Origin of the sequence: Paucisalibacillus globulus DSM 18846 (assembly GCF_000482485.1) — a bacterium.
Classification (GTDB): Bacteria; Bacillota; Bacilli; order Bacillales; family Amphibacillaceae; genus Ornithinibacillus; species Ornithinibacillus globulus.
The window spans coordinates 211,905-232,200 of sequence record NZ_KI519439.1 but is presented as its reverse complement, the minus strand read 5'-3'; the positions used below and the strand labels follow the sequence as shown (position 1 = coordinate 232,200).

The following is a 20,296-nucleotide window of genomic DNA, read 5'->3' as shown; positions in this document are numbered from 1 at the left end:
TTATACAACAACAAAAGAATCACTCATGTCTCGCTGAGTGATTCTTTCCTGTTTATTATTGTGAAATAATAACCTGATTTTTGCCGTTCTTTTTAGCTTTGTATAATCCTTCATCAGCAGCATGAAATAAATCATGAAATCTCATCGCTTTTCCACCTGAATTATCTGCTACCCCTATACTCAAGGATAATGGAATAACTTTTCCATTCTTGGAAATTTGCATACTTCTAACTGAATCTTGGATCTGTTCTGCCTTTAGCTTACCTTTTTCGACTAGTGAGTCTCGTAAAACAACAACAAATTCATCTCCGCCATATCGGCCAATTATATCGTCATCAATCATAATAGATGAGCATGTTTTACTTACATGTTTAATAACTTCATCTCCAAAAAGATGTCCATATTCGTCATTAATGGATTTAAAGGAATCAATATCAAACACAATACATGTGATACCTTCACCAGTCTTAGAAGCCTGTTTAAGCCAATCATCGGTAGTTGTTTCTAAATAGTCCCGGTTGAATAAGCCTGTTAAGTAATCAGTTGATGCCTTCTTTTTCATAGCAGACAAGCTATGTTTTATATCTAATTTCAGGGCTGTTAAAGCTAATTCACGATTATTAATTTCATTTAGCAACGAAATATATTCCTTTTGGACTTGATATCCTAATGGTATATTATTCATTTGCTCACATAATTTACTTCTTTCTTCTTGGATTGTCTTTAAAAGGTAAATATCATTATAACTTTCAACTAATTCTTTGGCTCTTGTTAAAGAACCAAATGCTTCTCTATACAATTCCTGTTTTGCAAACCAATTTCCCTGTAACATATAACTTTGCGTTTTTTCCCTTATGAATGAATCTAAAATAGGATCTTGTATTATTTCATCGATAATGTTCTTAGCCTCTTCCAGATTTCCTAAACCAATATATGACTGAGCAATATTTAATGTTACCCTTACCTCAAGTATTCGACTTTTCGGTTTATGTAGCTTTGCCATTTCAAGACCCGCCAAAGACATTTCTAGTGCCTCTTCAAAGTCAGCCTCAAGTATACTAACATGGCTATAATTACTATGTGCATTACTGATAATATTATATTTTTCTATTTTCTTTCCAAGTTTAATAGTTTTAGTAAGCGTTTCTTTCGCCTTACCATATTCTTTGTTGTATTCATAAAGCAAAAATAACACATTATATAAATTCAATGTGTCCGCTTCATCTCCATATTTGCTGCATATTTCCTCATATGCCTCAATACTTTGAAAAGCATCTTCCATCGCACCAATACTGTAGAAGGAAGCTGCATTATTGATATGCGCAGTTAACATCGATTTATAATCATTAAACTCCTTACCTAAGCTAAGAAGCATATGTGATTCTTCTATTGTTTCTTTATATTTCCCTTCTGCTCTTAGAAGAGTTACTTTTTGTTGTAATTTCTTTAAGTCTTGTATATCCATTGTTCTGCTCTCCTAAAAAAATATATACTAGCAATACAGTATTCTCTAAGTTTATTATAAAAGTATGGATTGCACCAATCAATATAAGATAAATTAGTTTTTATTTTTTGCTTATACACTAATAATTATTTAAGACCCACTGAAACTAATCCAATGGGTCCTAATGTTGAAATATAATTACCTATTAAACTCAAAACAGAATATACAATCCAAATAGGCATATGCCTATTCGATGATAGAAACTATTTACTCCTCCGCTTCACCTTTATCCTGTTTACTCGGTAACCTACCCGCCTTTTTCACAGATTCTCTAAGCAAATATTCTATATGACTATTAACACTACGAAATTCATCTGTTGCCCAAACTTCTAGAGTCTCATATAGTTTTGGATCGATACGTAATGGGAAGTTCTTTTTCTTAGCCATTTAATCCCTTCTTTATTGGTAAAGTGATCCCGTATTCACAACTGGCTGTGTACCATGATCAGATACAATCGATACCAGAAGGTTATTAATCATAGCAACACGCCTCTCATCATCTAATTCGACAATACCTTCTCTTTCAATGCGTTCAATTGCATCTTGAACCATTCCCACAGCACCATCAACAATCTGTTTACGTGCAGAAATAATTGCGCTAGCCTGTTGTCTTTGAAGCATTGCTTGGGCAATTTCAGTAGAATAAGCCAAATGGGTTAATCTCGCTTCGATGACCTCCACCCCTGCAACCTTCAATCTATCTTGTAATTCTGTCGTTAATTCCGTAGATACTTCCTCTGCATTTCCCCTTAATGTTAACTCATCCTCTTCAAAGTTATCATACGGGTACTTTGTGGCTACAGCACGAATAGCAGTTTCACTTTGGATTTCTACAAATTGTTCATAACGATCCACATCAAAAACTGCTTTTGCTGCATCAATTACTTTAAAAACAATTACTGCAGCAATTTCGATTGGATTTCCATTTACATCATTTACTTTCAATCTGTTACTGTTAAAATTCCTAACCCGAAGTGAAATCGTTTTTCTTACCGAAAATGGGACAGTTAGCACGATACCTTCACGACGAATTGTCCCCATATATCTTCCAAGAAAAATAACAACCACCGATTGATTTGGTTGGATCATAGTTATTCCTGACCCCAGTACAATCACTATAACAATAAGCATTCCAGCAAGAATGAACTGTTGCTCGATTATACTAAATACTGTACCAGCAATTAATAATGCAATGACTAATATTCCAAGATAACCATTCATAACCCAAGCATTTTTTTCTTTCATTCCATTCATCATTTATCCCACCTTTTATTTTATAATACCAACTCTATATCATTATGATATCATGTTTAGGAATATTTGCAAAACTTTTAACGAAAAATAAAATGTGGAGAAAAGAATTCCTCCACATTTTATTTGTTTTAATAAACAACTATTATTTTGTAGTGTTCTATCGATTTGAGTTATTAATCTTCAATCCGACTTAGTTTACTTTCAATTTCCCCGCGCCTTTCCTCTAAAAACGGTGGTAATTCAAGCTTCTCTCCTAAATGCTCTACATCACCATCAATCATAAATCCTGGTCCATCCGTGGCAATTTCAAAGAGAATCCCGTTTGATTCACGGAAATATAAACTTTTAAAGTAGTAGCGGTCAACAATTCCTGATGAGTGGAAGCCTCTTTGTTTCACTTTTTCATCCCAATACTTCAGTTCCTCATCGTTTTTCACCCGAATTGCTAGATGATGTATACTACCACGACCTGGTTTTTCTGTAGGACCATCCATATATTTCACGACAATTTCACCAAATGCTTCTCCTTTGACCGACTGAAAAATAGCTTCTCTTTCACTTCGGCTAACTTCTGTATATCCGAACATGTCCGTAAGTGTATTTGCGATCTTTTCCAATCTACGTACAGTCATTTCCACAGGACCCATTCCCTGAATCTGATGTTCTGAAGGGACCTCAGATTTTCCCCATGTTTCCCAGTGGCTCACCTTATCCCCATTTGAAACAAGAAGAACCAGACGAAGTCCATCAGGATCCTCAAATTTTAAGGCAAGACGGTCGGTATACATGGTGATTTCACTATGAGTGACACCAAGCTTTTCAAATCTCTTTTTCCAATAATGGAGACTTTCTTCTGATGGTACAAGTAATCCAATTCTTGTAATAGCGTTCGTCCCGTGATACGTTTTTCCTACTAAAGGAATCTCAAAGAATGTTAATTCAGTACCAGGGCTACCTGTTTTATCCCCATAAAACAAGTGATACATCGATGGATCATCTTGGTTAACGGTGATTTTTACACGACGTAAACCAAGTACTTGTTTATAAAAGTGATTATTTTGACTTGCGTTTTTTGTAATCATTGAAATGTGATGATGTCCTGGGATTTGATACATGATTATTCCTCCATTTTTAATTCATTAGATGATGAAGGATTGCTCCTTGTAATATTAAATTAGTCTTCATATTCCTTAACGATCTCTTTTGTACTTCTAACTGTGTCGATTGGCCGAACTAGTTTTTCAATTTCATCACGTTTATCTTCAAAGAAAGGAGGCAACGAAAGTTTTTCTCCTAAAGTTTCGTACGGCTCATCTCCCATAAATCCAGGACCATCTGTAGCTAATTCAAAAAGGACTCCTGGAGCAATGTTTGCATATAAAGATGCAAAGAAATAACGATCTACATATCCAGAATTAGGGACACGGAATGATGCATAATGCTCCATCCATGCTTCAAGTTCCGCACGGTCCTCTACTCGGAACGCTGCGTGATGAACAGTTCCAAATCCTTGTCTGCCCCGCGGAAGAACTGTGTTATATTCTACAACCACTTGAGCGCCATTTCCTCCTTCACCCATTTCAAAAAGATGGAATGAATCTTCTTTAGCAATTTCATTAAATAGGAAGACCTGTTCCAATACTGCCTTCATATAATCAAAATTAGAGACACGAACGAATACTGGACCTAAGCCTGTAATAGCATACTCTAAAGGTATTGGCCCATTTTGCCAAGGTGTACCAGACTGAACACCTTCATTATTTTCATCAGAGATTAATTGATATTGTTGCTCATCAAAATCCTCGAAAGATAGTGTTTTCTTACCAAATTGTTCTTTTATCTCTTGATGTTTAATATCAAGGCGGTTGAATCGTTTTACCCAATAGTCTAATGCTTCATCTGTAGGCACACGGAATGAAGTTTTAGATATTTCGTCCGTACCATGGACACCTTTTGGAATGCCAGGAAAATCAAAGAACGTCATGTCCGTACCTGCACTACCTTTATCATCTGCAAAGAATAAATGATAGGTTTGAATGTCATCTTGATTTACGGTCTTTTTAACTAAACGCATACCTAAAACATACGTGAAAAATTCATAGTTCTTTTCTGCACTACTTGTAATTGCTGTTACGTGGTGTACACCTTTTAATTGATTCATTATTTATTCCTCCAAATATTTTAGTTTTTTGACGAAACTAAAGCCATAACTTTTTTGTTACCTATAATACTAATCTTATTTCGGTCGTTCAATCGAAAATTTTTCCCCTATCTTAGCATAATTAGAACCTGCAAGACGGCTTACAGCGGCAAGTTTATCTGAATTTATTCTGCCTGATTCATATATTTCTTCATCAATATGAAATCTTGAGATTTTACCAATGACAAGATCCACACCGATAGTTCCATCTTCGCCCAACTCTACCACATGCTCTAATGTACATTCAAATCGGACTTTGGCTTCCGTTATTCCAGGTACCGAGATACTTTCACTCGGTATCAGACTTAGATTTGCCTTTTCCACTTCACTCTGATTAGCAGGCAACGATGCAGCAGTTATATTAATTGCCTCTACATTGGTTTCATCAACTATATGAACAACAAACTCCTTTTGATTAAGAATATTTCTTGCTGTATCTTTCATTTTCCCCTCTTTTCGTTGAAGACCTAAAGAAATCATCGGGGGATTAGAAGAAACAATATTAAAATAACTAAATGGTGCTCCATTAATCGTTCCATCCTCAGTCGTACTTGTGACAAATGCAATTGGTCTAGGGATAATGGTTCCTATTAATAGTTTATAATTTTCTCTCTCCGTATTCGTTTTCGGATCAAAGGACAGCAATGATTTCCCTCCTAATCTAATTCTCTAATCTTAATCGGAATCAATGAATTAGTAAGTCTTTCCCGGTATTGTTCATATTGCTCAGGCAATTTCAATTCTTGGCCCATTGTCTCATAAGACTCGTCATGTGCAAAACCTGGTGGATCTGTCGCAATTTCAAACAGTATTTCACCATGCTCCCTGAAATAAATCGCATTAAAGTAATTTCTATCTCTCACAGCTGTTACACCATAGTCATTATCCGCTACAAAACGTTGCCAATCTACATGATCCTCATCATCCTTTGCCCTCCAAGCAATATGGTGAACAGTTCCTACTCCCATTTGTCCACGTTCCATCGCTGATTTCTTGATATCAATGATATTTCCAATGTCACCAAACGACTTAAAGCGAACAATATCTCCTTCTTCGCCAATCTTTTCAAGTCCCATCACATCTTGAAGTGTCACAGCTGTTCGTTCGGGATCTACAGAATATAAAATCGCCCCGCCGAACCCCATAATTGCTACATCAGGGGTTACATCACCAAATGTCCAATTGTTTACTTCACCATCCACACGTTCTACTAGCTCTAACTTTAATCCGTGGAAGTCTTCAAATTGTAAATACGTTTCTCCAAATCGTTCTGCTCTAGTAAATTGGATATTAAATTTTTCTAATCGGTTTTCCCAGTAACCTATTTTTCCAGTGGGAATCGCATAAGTTGTTACTCCAACTTGACCTCCACCAATTTTTCCTTGATAGGCATTTGCCCACGGGAAGAATGTAATGATACTTCCTGGTCTTCCTCCATCATTACCGAAATAAAGATGGTAGGTACCTGGATCATCAAAGTTCACCGTCTTTTTCACTAAACGAAGTCCTAAAATGCCTGCATAAAAATCTACATTTTCCTGTGGATGTCCTACTATTGCAGTTATATGGTGAATTCCTTCTGTTTTTTTCAATTTGTTTCTCTCCTCTTCATTCAAATAAAATGGTATAGATTGAATAAACCCACATTTCGGTCTGATACCTCTACTTATAATCTTCTCAAGCGTTTCTATAATGATTCAGTCTATACATATCTTTAAATTCCCTTTACCTCGAATTCGAGATAATTTTCAACAAAAAAATAAACAGATAATACACTGAGTTAATTTTTATTCTTAATTAATATATTCTTAATTAATTACAATTATAATAGTGACATGGTAATTTGTCAATTGGTAAATCCAATTCTGATAGAAACTTAAACTAGAATAACATACTATTAATTAATGTATTATTAATTCAATGTAAAAATATGATGTTTTTTAATCTTTGTCAATAAATTATGTTCAGCTTTTTTACTCTCAGTTTAACAAGGTAATAACAATGGTCCTTGACTAGAATATTCTATAAAAAAAAGACTTAACCTCGGTAGTTAAGTCTTTCTCAACAATTATATTTGGAAATTACATTATCAGCTTTTTACTATTTATGCAGGGTTTAATATTCTATCCAAGAACTGTTTGGTTCTTTCTTCTTTTGGATGCTTTAGAACTTCCTCGGGTTTTCCTTGTTCAACAATGTATCCACCATCCATAAAGATGACATGATCCGATACTTCACTGGCAAACTGGATTTCATGGGTGACAATTACCATTGTCCAATTTTCTTTTGCTAAATCTTTTATTACCCTTAACACTTCTCCAATTAACTCTGGATCAAGTGCCGATGTAGGTTCATCAAATAACATGAGTTGTGGTTCCATTGCAAGCGCTCGAGCGATACCAACCCGTTGCTGTTGTCCACCTGATAATTGGTGTGGATATAAATTCATTTTATCTTCTAAACCAACTTTTCTAAGTAATTCCCGAGCAAGTTCTTCAACCTCTGCCTTATTCCTTTTTTGTACGATTACCGGTCCCTCAATAACATTTTCCAATGCAGTCTTATGTGGGAAAAGGTTGTATGACTGGAATACCATACCGGATTTTCTCCTTAGTTGTAATATTTCTTTCTTTGTTAATTTATTATCAAAATTTATTATTAAACCATCACTAAATGAAAAAATCCCTTTATCGGGTTGTTCTAACGCATTTAAGCAACGTAGTAGTGTTGTTTTTCCAGATCCAGAAGGTCCGATAATGGAAAGTACACTACCTTCTTTGATTTCAACATCAATATTTTTTAGAACCTCGTTATTACCAAATGATTTTGCTAAACCTTTTACAGATAAAAACATCAGCAGTTCACCTCTTTATTTTGCTACATAGCGATCATAACGTTTTTCCAATTTATTTTGGAATAAGGATAGAACAAAACATATAACCCAATAGATAAGACCAGCTTCAGCATAAAGTAACAGAAAATCAAAGGTTCTTGCTGCAATTTCTTGTGCTTGACGAAATAGCTCAGCAACCAATATTAATGATGCTAAGGAAGTGTCCTTCACTAAACTAATAAAACTATTGGATAATGGGGGAATGGAAACCCTCGTAGCCTGAGGAAGAATAATTCTTCTCAAAGCAGTTGATTTTGTCATCCCAATTGTAAATCCTGCTTCCCATTGGCCTATTGGAATTGATTGGATGGATGCCCGAATAATTTCTGATGCGTAGGCACCTACATTAAGTGTAAATGCAATAATGGCACTCGGAAAGGGATCTATCGTCAGTCCAATTGAGGGTAGCCCATAGAATATAATAAATAATTGAACCAATAATGGGGTTCCTCTAATTGCCGAAACATATATGACAGCTGGTGTACGGACTATTCTAGATTTCGATAAGCGCATCATAGCTGTTAGTAATGCTACCAAAAGACCTAAAACAAACGAAATTAATGTCAATGGGATGGTATATTTAATTGCACCTAAAAACATAGGGAGAAGGGAATTTAAAAACAAATCCCATGCTCCCATATCTTGGTATGAAATGGTGGCGTAAATAATACTATTTAGATGATACATCTTCACCAAACCATTCTTTGGAAATTTCAGCTAACGTGCCATCTTCCTTCATTGCTTCTAATTGTTCATTAATAGCCTCAACTAGTTGTTCATTACCTTTATTGAATACGAATGCCATATCTGAAACGTCATCAGATTCATCCACTATTTTAATTCCTTTTTCACCTTGTTGTTTCACATACTCTAATATCGCAAGCTTATCATTTATGGTAACATCTGCACGGCCTTGTTTTATTAATTCAATCGCTTGGGCAAGCCCTTCAACCCCTATTAAATTTGCTCCACTCTCTTCAGCAATATTTCCGTAATTGCTTGTTAAAGATTGTGCGGAATTTTTCCCTTCTAAGTCCTCAAATGAGGTAATATCATTATTTTCCTGTGGGACCACTACCACTGCAGAAGAATGTGTGTATGGTACGGAGAAATCGTAATTTGCAAGGCGATCCTCATTAATTCCAACTTGATTGGCAATTAAATCAAAACGCCCAGAATTTAATCCTGCAAACATGGAGTCCCATTGGGTTTCCATAAATTCAATCTCAATACCCATTCGATTGGCAACCTCTCGAATAACCTCCACATCATATCCTGTAAGGTCACCAGCCTCATTATGGAAAGTGAATGGTGTATATGTTCCCTCAGTTCCTACGGTTAGGACACCTTTTTCCATTACTTCATCATATAGATTTGCTGTATGGTCTTGATCATTAGTTTCTTCATTATTTCCTTCCTTATTATCTGCACCACAAGCTGCTAATAAGGATAAAAGTATTAAAACGAAAATGCTTAATAACATTTTTTTCATCTTGTTAACCCCCAGTAAGTTTATAAGATTTATAGGATAACATAGGCACAAATTAAAAGTACATCAGTTTGCATTTTATTATGTACATTAATTTGGAAAACATTTATGTGAAGTGAAAATATCGATTAAAGACCATTAAAAAATGCAAACAAAAAAACCACCAACATATGTATTGGTGGAGACGGTGGGACGTGCTCTTCCATGCTTTCGTCATGGCACTGACTATATCTTTTTTCAATCCACGTACCCATACGGATATGACTATTCCACTCGAGATGATTATTCAAATGGACGCGAAGTCTAAAACCTAATCAGAAAACCCAATTCTTTATTAAAGTTCTTCCATTTTAAACATACTACGATTTTTGGGAATCAATGTTAAAAAAATAATCTATTTATAAACAAAGAAACCACCAACATATGTATTGGTGGAGACGGTGGGAATCGAACCCACGTCCAAAGGTAACGACACTCAGGCTTCTACACGTGTAGTTGGTATATTATCATTCGCTAACTCTGCAGCCTACCAACAGGCTTTCGAGTAGCTAGTCTGATTGAGTTCCCAAATCATCCTCAGACGGCGGATGACAGGATAGCCTGCTTAAGTTGAGACCCTTCAAAAACTACCCCACAGGCGAGAGTAGGAAGGATCCTTTAGTAGTGCTTACGCAGCTGCTAAAGAGTAATTGTTTTCTTTGCCAGTTATTAGGCGTTTAACGTTTTACGAGCCGTAACCTCGACGCGCAACCTGAGCTCGACCTACCCCTGTCGAATCCGTAACGTCCCCATAAAAGGAAAACGCTCTGGGATAAATACGAGCACAAATTATTATTAAATTGTTGATCGCTCATTGGCGACATAATTCATTATAACATAATACGATACAATTTCAAGGTCTCTACCGTGGGAGGTTTTCCCAAAGCCACAAGCGTTTTCCAGTTGACTAATCTCTATTTACTAAGAACCTTTTCAATCACAAGCTTCGTCATATTCGGCACGATTTCCATAGAATAATCAATTTCTACTCTTTCTAGCTTCTTATGTGCATCCATTCCGTATGGGCCAATATTAATAACTGGAACATTTATTTCTCTAACTGCATCATAATCAACATAATGCTTCGTTCCCCAAGCAGGATTATTATCCTTAACCGCTTGAATTGCCGCTTCATCATCACTTAAAGACATAAAGCTCATATCCGAAATAAATGGAAAGAAGTTTTTTACCTTAATTGGTTTTTCGTACACAGACTGAATCTTATCTACCGCTTCATCTAAGGCAGTAATTAAGACTTGTTCATTGTATGTTTCACCGGATAATTCAATTCGCGGGTAATATAAGGATGAATAGAAAAGTATAATAGTCGGGTCCTTAACTTCCATCCACTTCCATGCTTGTTCTACTACACGTAATGCAAACATGCGAATGTCGAGAGAGTCATCATGAAGTAAGTCTTTCTTAAACTGATTCATTGAATCCACATAAGCATCTCCATGGGCTTCGAACAACATTTTGTCCATTTCTTCATACGTAATAACTCGGGATTTCCATGGTATACCACTGTACTTTTCTCCCGACAGATTACTATATGCCTTATAGCTATTTTCAAATGATTCCAGTGCTTGCTGGAAAGCAACTTCTGCTTGTTTCTTTAATCGTTCTAGTGCCTCTTTTGGCGTCCAGGAATGTATGAAAAAGTTATAGTAAACATGTGCCCCTAATGCTGTTTGAACCGTATACTCTGTTTTCAAATCCATTTGCTTTAATGCTACTGGAGGTAATGTGTATTCTCCGAGAGCTAGATTACAAAGATCCGGGTTATAACTAATCTGTCTGGTTAATTCAGCTGCAATAAAGTTCGGATCTAATCCCTCAAAAGCGGCACCTACATGTGTTTCTGCTCCTGCAATATAAAAAGCTGGTAGTAGTTTACCAACCGTTCCTTTATAAATATAACGATTCGGATCACCTTCATATAATGGGGCAACAAAATCAGCATTTATAGCTGCAACATAATCAAAACCATGCTCATCTTTCCACTTCTTTAATGTACTAAGAGCAGAAAGAATGCCATGAGAGCCATCCTCTTCGTCACATTCCGAAATGAAAACAAGATTACCATCCAACTTCTCTGGATGTTCAGAGAAGTACTTTAACAAGAATAAGTTACTGGCAACCCCACTTTTCATATCCAATGCTCCACGACCAAACAACCATTCTTCTGGATATAATTGCTGTTGAATGGAATGAGGAATTTCTTCACTCGTTAATAATTCCATCCACTCATCAGGCATGAATGCATAGTCTTCCTGTTGGTTAAAATCATCAACGCCAACTGTATCCATATGCCCCATAATAATGGCTGTACGATTGCTTTTTCCCTTTGTTCCCTTTACATAGGCCAACACATTATAACGTTCCCTGTCATCATCAACCGTTTTTTCTATGACAACATGTTCTGGATTTGCCTGAAAATAGGGATAGGAAGCAATCATCGTATACAAAGAGTGCGCAATAACGCTTTCCCCTTCCGTGTTGACGATGCTACGAATCGAAACTAATTGCTTTGTAAGATTTAATACTTCCTCACGACAATTTAACATAAAAGAATTCCCCATATAAGTCTCCCCTTAATGTAAAATAAAACCACCAGCCAAAAAAATCATTCTAGCTGATGGTTTATCCTTATCTGTTATAATCTTTTATTGCACGGTCGATATCGCGTTTCACTTGTTTTTTCTTTAAATCCTCACGCTTGTCGAATTTCTTTTTCCCTTTTCCTAAACCAATTAGAACTTTGGCAAATCCATTTTTGATATAAATTTTTAAAGGAACAAGTGCATATCCTTCTTGCTGTGTTAAACCAATTAATTTATCAATTTGTTTACGATGAAGTAATAGCTTTCTTGTTCTCGTTGGATCATGATTAAATCGATTTCCTTGCTCGTATTCAGAGATATGTAAATTGATTAATTGAACTTCACCACGTCTATCAATTCTTGCGTGAGAATCCTTTAAATTCACTCGTCCCGCACGTAGAGATTTAATTTCAGTCCCCTGTAAAACGATTCCCGCTTCGTAGGTATCTTCTATAAAATAGTCATGTGACGCTTTTTTATTTTGTGCAATTAGTTTACCTTCACCTTTAGGCATTAGTTCGCCCTCCTAAAACTTCCGTGACTTTAATTTTACCAAATAATCTTCTAGGATTCCAATAAGAATGATAGCTTGGACTTTACTTTACTATTATCTAGGGTTGAAAGGATGTTTAAAAGACCCTTATACTTCATTTCCCGTAAATCCCTATTCAAAATGACGTATAGGCATTTTCCACCACTAATACCTACAAATAACCCAGAAGCTAGTTTAGACTAACTTTTGGGTTATTTGTAGGCGACTAAGGCAATAACAACAAACTCAACGCCATCAAAGCCATTCCACTAATTAATCCATAAATAGATACATGTGCCTCATCATACTTTTTAGCTGCCGGTAATAGTTCATCCAGTGAGATAAATACCATAATCCCTGCAACTCCTGCAAAAATCACACCAAACATTAAATCATTTAAAAATGGCATCAATATCAAAAATGCAACGATAGCTCCGACTGGTTCTGCAAGTCCAGATAAGAATGAGAATTTAAAAGCCTTCTTTTTATCATTCGTCGCATAATAGATTGGAACAGCAACAGCAATTCCCTCTGGGATATTGTGAATCGCTATAGCGATAGCAATTGCAAATCCTAAAGCAGGATCCTGTATCGCAGAGATAAAAGTTGCTATACCCTCTGGAAAGTTGTGAATCCCGATGGCAAGGGCTGTAAAGACCCCCATTTTTAGTAGATCCGGATTTTGAGTTACTACTTTACTTGTTTTCATTTCCTCTACTTTTTTAAGTTCATGTGGATTTGATCCCGATGGAACAAAGCGATCAATTAATGCAATCAAGAGCATTCCACCGAAGAATGCACTAACTGTTACCCACTGGCCACCCTTTGTACCTAATTCGGCTACTAGGGAATCTTGTGCTTTAACAAATATCTCAACCATCGAAACATATATCATCACCCCAGCTGAAAAACCTAAAGCAAATGATAAAAATTTAGTATTTGTTGTCTTTGCAAAAAATGCTAGTAAACTTCCTATTCCCGTAGCCAATCCAGCCATTAACGTAAATAAAAATGCCAGTAATACGTCATGTGACATTTTACAATCTCCCTCTCAAAGTTGTACTACCCAATCAATGTTTCCCTAAGGAAACATTTTAGTTATAGGTATATAATATTCGATAAGCTAAAAATGTGCAATAATAATATTTGAAATTTATATAAAAATATTCAAATATATAAAAATAGACTAATCCTGTTTGTTGAGACAGAATTAGTCTATGCACTTTACATAGGGCATGCGCCTATTTTCTTTTCCTTGTTTTCGGTTTCTTTGACTTTGTGGAACCTTTACTAGCATTACCTCTATTTTGTCGTTTTCCATTGTTTTGTTTTTCCAATTGACTAAAATCCTTTTTACTGCCTTTTTTTCCACCACCAACAATTTCAAAGTCGATGGCATGCTCATCCATATTAACAGCAGTTACTCGAACTTTAACTTCTTGACCTATACGATACACTTTCCCAGTACGCTCACCAATCATTGCATAATGGCGCTCGTCAAAATGATAATAATCATCCGTCAAGTAACTAACATGAACGAGGCCTTCGATCGTATTTTCAAGCTCTACAAATAATCCGAAGCTTGTCACAGAACTGATAACACCAATGAATTCTTCACCAATTTTATCTTGCATGTATTCCGCTTTTTTCAAATCATCTGTATCACGTTCCGCATCAACTGCAGTACGTTCTTTTTCCGAGGTATGTCGAGCAATTTCCGGTAGTCTTTCTTTCCAAGCACCAACTGTTTTTCTATCCAGTGTTCCCTCAATTAAATAAGTTCGAATCAATCGGTGGACGATTAAATCTGGATAACGTCGTATTGGTGATGTAAAATGTGTATAAAACTCTGTTGCAAGTCCAAAATGCCCGACACTTTGTGGATCATATTTTGCTTGCTTCATTGAACGAAGCATTAACTTCGAGATAATCATTTCTTCCGGTGCACCTTCAGCATCTTCTAGGACTTTTTGCAAGCTTTGTGGGTGGATTTCATTAGCTGTTCCTTTAACCTTATAGCCAAGCCCACCTAGAAATTCAAAGAAATGCTGAAGCTTACTTTGATCTGGGTCCTCATGGATGCGGTGAATAAATGGAACATCCATCCAATGGAAGTGCTCCGCAATCGTTTCATTAGCACAAAGCATAAACTCTTCAATTAAACGCTCCCCAACGGAACGCTCGCGTATCACAACATCAACTGCTTTGCCTTCATCGTCCACTAATACTTTCGCTTCTTTAAAATCAAAATCAATTGCACCACGTCCCATACGTTTACCACGCAAGATTGAAGCTAACTTTTCCATCTGTTCAAACATTGGTACAAGTGGCTTATACTTATCTCGAAGTTCTTCATCTTTATCAACTAAAATACGATTCACATCACTGTAAGTCATTCTTTCCGTAGTATTAATAACACTTTGGAATATTTCATGGTTAACAACTTTACCTGTCGAATCAATCTCCATTTCACAGCCCAATGTTAATCGGTCCACTTTAGGGTTTAAAGAACAAATTCCATTTGACAAACGATGTGGAATCATCGGGATTACACGATCAACTAAATAAACACTTGTCCCACGTTCAAAGGCTTCTTTATCAATTGGTGAACCTTCTGTAACATAATAACTAACATCAGCAATATAAACACCCAGCTTATAATTACCGTTATCGAGTTTTTTTACGGTCACAGCATCATCAAGGTCTTTCGCATCAGCACCGTCAATGGTAACAATAACTTCATCACGTAAATCCCGTCTATTCTCAAGTTCGGATGGATTTATTTCATCTGGGGTATTCACGGCTTGATCAAGCACCTCTGCAGGAAAGTCCATTTTAATTCCATGCTTATAAATAATCGAGATGATATCAATGCCAGGATCATTCTTATGACCAAGTATCTGAATAATTTCTCCTTCAGCACTCATACGATGTTCCGGATATTTCGTAATCCGTGCAATAACCTTATGACCATCTATTGCGCCATTCATTTTTCCTTTTGGAATAAAAATATCATTTGGAATTCGCTTATCATCAGCTATAACAAATCCAAACGCTTTGTTATTTTCAAACGTACCAACAACCTCCGCAACAGCACGCTCTAAAATTCGGATAACAGTACCCTCCGGACGATTTCCAGCCATATCTTGTTTTTCTATTCTGACGAGCACCCGGTCATTATTCATTGCCGATGCTAGGTCTGAATGATGAATATAAATATCGTTTTCATTTTCATCATCTGGAATAAGAAACGCAAATCCCTTAGCATGCATCTGAATTCTGCCGCGTATTAAGTTCATTTTTTCCGGCAGACCAAATCGATTTTTTCTTGTACGCACCAGTTCACCGTTATCTTCTAATTCATTTAGTGCTTTGACTAATTCTTTAAATTCCACTACATCCGTTATTTCAAGAATTTCTTCTAACTCCTCCACAGCAAGTGGCTTAGAATCATGCGTTTTAAAGAATTCACGCACTTTTTCAACCATTTGTTCACTCATACTTGCACCCTCTTTCTATTACCAATAGTCATATCTCATTCTTTCCAATCTAGCGACTCCAAAAACGCAAAAATATCTTCATGTAGTTTCTCTTTTTCTTTATCAATTGTAATAACATGGCCAGATTTTTCGTACCATTTTATTTCCTTGCGATCTGCTTCTACATTCTCATATATATAGGTAGCACTTTCGGTATTAATCATTTTATCTAATCTAGCCTGCACAACCAGTGTTGGCGTGTATATCATGTCGACATCATTTTGAACTTCTCGGATTAGTTTCCCTAGTTCCATAAACATTTCTTTGGAATGATTCATTATGTATTCTAGTTCCGTTTTAATCGTTTCTTCGTCTTTTCCTTCTAGTTGCTTATATTCTTTTGAAAACACCTTGAATCCTGAAGTTAATTGTTGTTCATTATCAAAAAACATTGGTGCACACATCGGTATTACTGCTTTAACATTTTCAGAAAAAGCTAGTTTCAAACTGAGTACGCCACCTAGTGATAATCCACATACTGCAATTTCTTCATAACCTAAATCTTTTAAATGTTGATAAGCTTTTAGTACATCCTCCCACCACTCATCGGGTCTAGTAACGATTAAATCCTCTGGTGGTAGTCCATGACCACGATAAATCGGTGCATGGCTTGTATATCCTTTTTTCTCTAAAAAGCGACCAAGCATACGCACATCCGCTGTATGACCAGTAAAACCATGTAATAACAATACAGCTCTTGGTCCTGCCTCGAAAGTAAATGGCTTTGGTTGAATAACTTTCATTTATATTACTCCTTCTCTATCTATACTTTACCCTTTATACCACAAAGTACACTTAATTAAAGGAAAAAACCCTTACCACTCTAGTGATAAGGGTTTGATATTAACTATTGTAATACGTAAGCACTTAAGAAAGCTAATACGAAGAATAGAACACCAGCTACAACAGTTGATCTGTGAAGTACAAGGTCAATACCTCTAGCCTTCTGCTTTCCAAATAATTGCTCTGCCCCACCGGAGATAGCTCCTGATAGACCAGCACTTTTACCACTTTGTAAAAGAACAAGAATAATCATAATGATTGCATCTAGCACCAATAGTACATTTACAAAACCAGCCATGTTTCCATGACACCTCCTGAACATATGAGACAGTTAACTATACATACTTTAGCATAATTTTGAATACTTTATCAAGCTATTTCTTATAATTTAGTATTATTTACTCTATGAAGAATAGCATTTCTGTATTCTATCCTCTATTATTAGAGTAACATATATCCAAATAAGTCATATTTAAGTGCCCATTAATTCCCCTGCACCAGGTAAACCTACTTCAAAGCGTTACAAAAAGACACAAACTCATACAATTATATACAGTGTATCTTAAATAACCTCAAGGTAAGGTAGAAACTGCGAGACACGCATAAGCATAGGAAGCGTTAAATCGTAGTGTATTCGAGCAGAAAAATATAGGAGTGGTGATTTTGAAATCTACATTTTGGTTAGAATCGGTAGACGATGTTGAGATTTATGTTGAGAAGTGGCATGATCCCGGGAAGAAACCAAGGGCAATTGTTCAAATTGCACATGGGATGGTAGAACATTTTCAGCGTTACCACGGGTTTGCCGACTTCTTGGTAACACATGATATTTTTGTATATGGTAATGATCATCGTGGACATGGTAAAACAGGACAAAAACAAGGACTCATGGGGTATTTATCCGAACAGAATGGGTTTGAAAAAACAAGAGATGATTTATTTTCCATTACCAAAATAATTAGTGAGGAATATCCAGATGTCCCCATTTTCTTACTTGGACATAGTATGGGGTCCTTTTTAGCAAGGAACTACATACAAGAATATAGTGATGTCATTCAAGGAGTAATCCTATCTGGCACAGGGTTTTATCCAAAATTAACAACCACTTTAGGTAAATTATTAGCATCAAAACTGAACCCAAAGGAAAAATCACCACTTATGAATAAACTTGCTTTCGGGGCATTTAACCGTAAAGTACAAGATCCAAAAACGCCATTTGATTGGATTTCACGTGACGATCAAATTGTAAAAGACTATATGCAGGATCGGTATTCTGGTTATATTCCAACTGCTAGCTTTTTCTTCGATTTAATGACAGGGATTAGTTATATTCATAACCCTAAACTAAATGCAAGAATCAGAAAGGATTTGCCAATACTATTTATTAGCGGCGAGGAAGATCCGGTTGGTAATTATGGAAAAGGAATATGGAAAACCGCCTCCTTATACGAACGGCAAGGAATACAGAATATTATAACTGTACTTTTCGAAGGTGCACGACATGAAGTATTAAATGAAACAAATAAAAGTGAAGTTTATGACGGAATGCTACAATGGATTTTGCGTAATTTACCAAAAATGGAAGGTGAAACGCTTCCAAATTGAATAATTTGTTGAATAAAGATTTATCGCTTGAATCCCTTATGTGTAACGGTTAACATAGTAGAGAAAAGGAAAAATTTTTGAAGGGTTGGTACTTTCTTATGACAAACATCCAAGGTATTGCAGCATCTTCTGGTATTGCAATTGCAAAAGCTTATCAGCTTGTTACACCTGATTTATCATATACAAAGAAAACGATTGATAATCCGGATAGTGAAGTAAAACGCTTAGACGATGCACTTGTAATTTCAAAGCAAGAGCTTGAAAAGATTAAGGAACACACACTAAAAGAATTAGGTGCAGAGCATGCAGAAATTTTCTCTGCTCATTTACTAGTTTTAGGTGATCCTGAACTAATTAATCCAATTAAAGATAAAATTCAAAATGAGAAACAATCAGCAGAGGCAGCACTTGAAGATGTTGCAAATATGTTCATTCAAATGTTTGAGAGCATGGAAAATGAATATATGCGTGAACGTGCAGCAGATATTCGTGATGTTACAAAACGTGTTCTAGCACATTTACTAGGGGTTTCATTCCCGAATCCAGCATTAATTGATGAAGAAGTTATTGTTATTGCAAATGACTTAACACCATCAGATACTGCACAATTAAACCGCCAATTCGTAAAAGGTTTTGCTACTGATATCGGAGGACGTACTTCTCACTCTGCTATCATGGCTAGATCACTAGAAATTCCAGCGGTTGTAGGTACAAAGGAAGTAACAAAAACGGTATCTCAAGATGATATCGTCATTATTGATGGTATTGATGGAAATGTGATCATCAACCCGACTGATGAACAAGTAAAAGAATATAAAGAAAAACAAGAGAAATTCGCTAAACAGCAGGCGCTTTGGGCTGAATTAAAAGACGAGCCTACTTTTACTTCGGATGGTGAACAAGTTGAGCTTGTAGCTAATATTGGTACGCCAGATGATGTTACTGGTGTAATCAATAACGGTGGTGAAGGTGTTGGTCTTTACCGTACGGAATTCCTTTATATGGGTAAAAACGAACTACCTTCTGAGGAAGAACAATATGAAGCTTATAAATCTGTTTTAGAACAAATGGGAGACAAGCCTGTTGTCGTTCGTACACTTGATGTTGGTGGAGATAAGGAGCTTCCGTATCTTGATCTACCAAAAGAAATGAACCCATTCTTAGGATTTAGAGCAATTCGTTTCTGTTTAGATAATGAACATGTATTCCGTCCACAGCTTCGCGCTTTACTTCGTGCAAGTGTATATGGAAATCTTAAAATCATGTTCCCAATGATTGCAACGCTAGAAGAATTCCGTAAAGCAAAAGAAATTCTTTTAGATGAAAAAGAAAACTTGAAGAAAGAAGGCCATAAAGTTTCTGATAGCATTGAAGTCGGTATCATGGTTGAAATCCCTTCAACTGCAGTAATCGCTAAACAGTTTGCAAAAGAAGTTGATTTCTTTAGTATCGGAACAAATGACCTAATTCAATATACAATGGCTGCAGACCGTATGAATGAACAAGTATCATACTTGTATCAACCATATCATCCAGCAATCTTGAATCTAGTTAATAATGTGATTGAAGCCGCACATAGTGAAGGTAAATGGGCAGGAATGTGTGGAGAGATGGCCGGAGATCCAATTGCAATTCCAATCCTACTTGGTCTAGGTCTTGATGAATTCAGTATGAGTGCGACTTCAATTTTACCAGCTCGTACACAACTTAAAGGTATTTCTAAGAAAGAAATGGCTTCTTATAAAGACAAGCTATTATCTATGTCTACAGCAGAAGAAGTCGAAGCTTTTGTGAAAGAAAAAACAGAATAAATGTTCAAACGAGGATGTTCAAAGAGCATCCTCGTTTTTTTGAT

18 protein-coding genes and 1 other RNA gene are annotated in these 20,296 nt (G+C 36.1%); 2 read left to right on the top strand and 17 right to left on the bottom strand.

Annotated elements, in window-relative coordinates:
* Positions 1 to 55: 55 nt before the first annotated feature.
* The 17 genes from K332_RS0119825 to secG form a co-directional block, all read right to left on the bottom strand.
* The gene (locus tag K332_RS0119825; protein WP_026909041.1) at positions 56 to 1,465 is read right to left on the bottom strand and encodes a tetratricopeptide repeat-containing diguanylate cyclase; all 1,410 of its coding nucleotides are present in this window, start codon (positions 1,463 to 1,465) and stop codon (positions 56 to 58) included.
* Between the two features lie 246 nt (positions 1,466 to 1,711).
* Complete coding sequence (locus K332_RS0119820) at positions 1,712 to 1,891, bottom strand: type II toxin-antitoxin system antitoxin (RefSeq protein WP_026909040.1); 180 nt, start codon at positions 1,889 to 1,891, stop codon at positions 1,712 to 1,714.
* Between the two features lie 12 nt (positions 1,892 to 1,903).
* The gene (locus tag K332_RS0119815) at positions 1,904 to 2,749 is read right to left on the bottom strand and encodes an SPFH domain-containing protein (RefSeq protein WP_026909039.1); all 846 of its coding nucleotides are present in this window, start codon (positions 2,747 to 2,749) and stop codon (positions 1,904 to 1,906) included.
* Positions 2,750 to 2,931: 182 nt separating this feature from the next.
* Positions 2,932 to 3,873: a ring-cleaving dioxygenase gene (locus K332_RS0119810; RefSeq protein WP_026909038.1), complete on the bottom strand. Its 942-nt coding sequence runs from the start codon at positions 3,871 to 3,873 to the stop codon at positions 2,932 to 2,934.
* Between the two features lie 59 nt (positions 3,874 to 3,932).
* Positions 3,933 to 4,919: a ring-cleaving dioxygenase gene (locus tag K332_RS0119805; RefSeq protein ID WP_026909037.1), complete on the bottom strand. Its 987-nt coding sequence runs from the start codon at positions 4,917 to 4,919 to the stop codon at positions 3,933 to 3,935.
* Between the two features lie 75 nt (positions 4,920 to 4,994).
* A complete protein-coding gene (locus K332_RS0119800) occupies positions 4,995 to 5,603 on the bottom strand; it encodes a flavin reductase family protein (protein ID WP_026909036.1) in 609 nt (202 codons plus the stop codon).
* Positions 5,604 to 5,614: 11 nt separating this feature from the next.
* The gene (locus tag K332_RS0119795) at positions 5,615 to 6,550 is read right to left on the bottom strand and encodes a ring-cleaving dioxygenase (RefSeq protein ID WP_026909035.1); all 936 of its coding nucleotides are present in this window, start codon (positions 6,548 to 6,550) and stop codon (positions 5,615 to 5,617) included.
* Between the two features lie 512 nt (positions 6,551 to 7,062).
* Entirely contained in the window at positions 7,063 to 7,812 is a 750-nt protein-coding gene (locus K332_RS0119790) for an amino acid ABC transporter ATP-binding protein (protein WP_026909034.1), read from the bottom strand.
* Positions 7,813 to 7,827: 15 nt separating this feature from the next.
* Complete coding sequence (locus tag K332_RS0119785; RefSeq protein ID WP_051359553.1) at positions 7,828 to 8,490, bottom strand: amino acid ABC transporter permease; 663 nt, start codon at positions 8,488 to 8,490, stop codon at positions 7,828 to 7,830.
* 31 nt (positions 8,491 to 8,521) lie between these two features.
* Positions 8,522 to 9,343 (bottom strand): amino acid ABC transporter substrate-binding protein, encoded by an 822-nt coding sequence (locus K332_RS0119780; protein ID WP_026909032.1) that lies wholly within the window; start codon positions 9,341 to 9,343, stop codon positions 8,522 to 8,524.
* Between the two features lie 426 nt (positions 9,344 to 9,769).
* Positions 9,770 to 10,130: a transfer-messenger RNA gene (gene ssrA, locus K332_RS23795) on the bottom strand.
* A gap of 163 nt (positions 10,131 to 10,293) precedes the next feature.
* On the bottom strand, positions 10,294 to 11,946 hold the full coding sequence (locus K332_RS0119775; RefSeq protein WP_026909031.1) for a M20/M25/M40 family metallo-hydrolase: 1,653 nt from the start codon (positions 11,944 to 11,946) through the stop codon (positions 10,294 to 10,296).
* 82 nt (positions 11,947 to 12,028) lie between these two features.
* Positions 12,029 to 12,496 carry an SsrA-binding protein SmpB gene (smpB, locus tag K332_RS0119770; RefSeq protein WP_026909030.1) on the bottom strand — a complete coding sequence of 156 codons (468 nt, stop codon included), beginning with the start codon at positions 12,494 to 12,496 and terminating at the stop codon, positions 12,029 to 12,031.
* Positions 12,497 to 12,740: 244 nt separating this feature from the next.
* Positions 12,741 to 13,550, bottom strand: coding sequence for a zinc transporter ZupT (gene zupT / locus K332_RS0119765; protein WP_026909029.1), 810 nt, complete (start codon positions 13,548 to 13,550; stop codon positions 12,741 to 12,743).
* 205 nt (positions 13,551 to 13,755) lie between these two features.
* On the bottom strand, positions 13,756 to 16,014 hold the full coding sequence (gene rnr / locus K332_RS22975; RefSeq protein WP_036689403.1) for a ribonuclease R: 2,259 nt from the start codon (positions 16,012 to 16,014) through the stop codon (positions 13,756 to 13,758).
* A 35-nt stretch (positions 16,015 to 16,049) separates the two neighbouring features.
* A complete protein-coding gene (locus K332_RS0119755) occupies positions 16,050 to 16,796 on the bottom strand; it encodes an alpha/beta hydrolase (RefSeq protein WP_026909028.1) in 747 nt (248 codons plus the stop codon).
* Positions 16,797 to 16,900: 104 nt separating this feature from the next.
* The gene (gene secG, locus K332_RS0119750) at positions 16,901 to 17,134 is read right to left on the bottom strand and encodes a preprotein translocase subunit SecG (protein ID WP_026909027.1); all 234 of its coding nucleotides are present in this window, start codon (positions 17,132 to 17,134) and stop codon (positions 16,901 to 16,903) included.
* A 359-nt stretch (positions 17,135 to 17,493) separates the two neighbouring features.
* Here secG and K332_RS0119745 point away from each other — a divergent pair, with 359 nt between their 5' ends.
* The gene (locus tag K332_RS0119745; protein WP_342665479.1) at positions 17,494 to 18,441 is read left to right on the top strand and encodes an alpha/beta hydrolase; all 948 of its coding nucleotides are present in this window, start codon (positions 17,494 to 17,496) and stop codon (positions 18,439 to 18,441) included.
* A gap of 98 nt (positions 18,442 to 18,539) precedes the next feature.
* On the top strand, positions 18,540 to 20,252 hold the full coding sequence (ptsP, locus tag K332_RS0119740; RefSeq protein ID WP_026909025.1) for a phosphoenolpyruvate--protein phosphotransferase: 1,713 nt from the start codon (positions 18,540 to 18,542) through the stop codon (positions 20,250 to 20,252).
* Positions 20,253 to 20,296 lie beyond the last annotated feature (44 nt).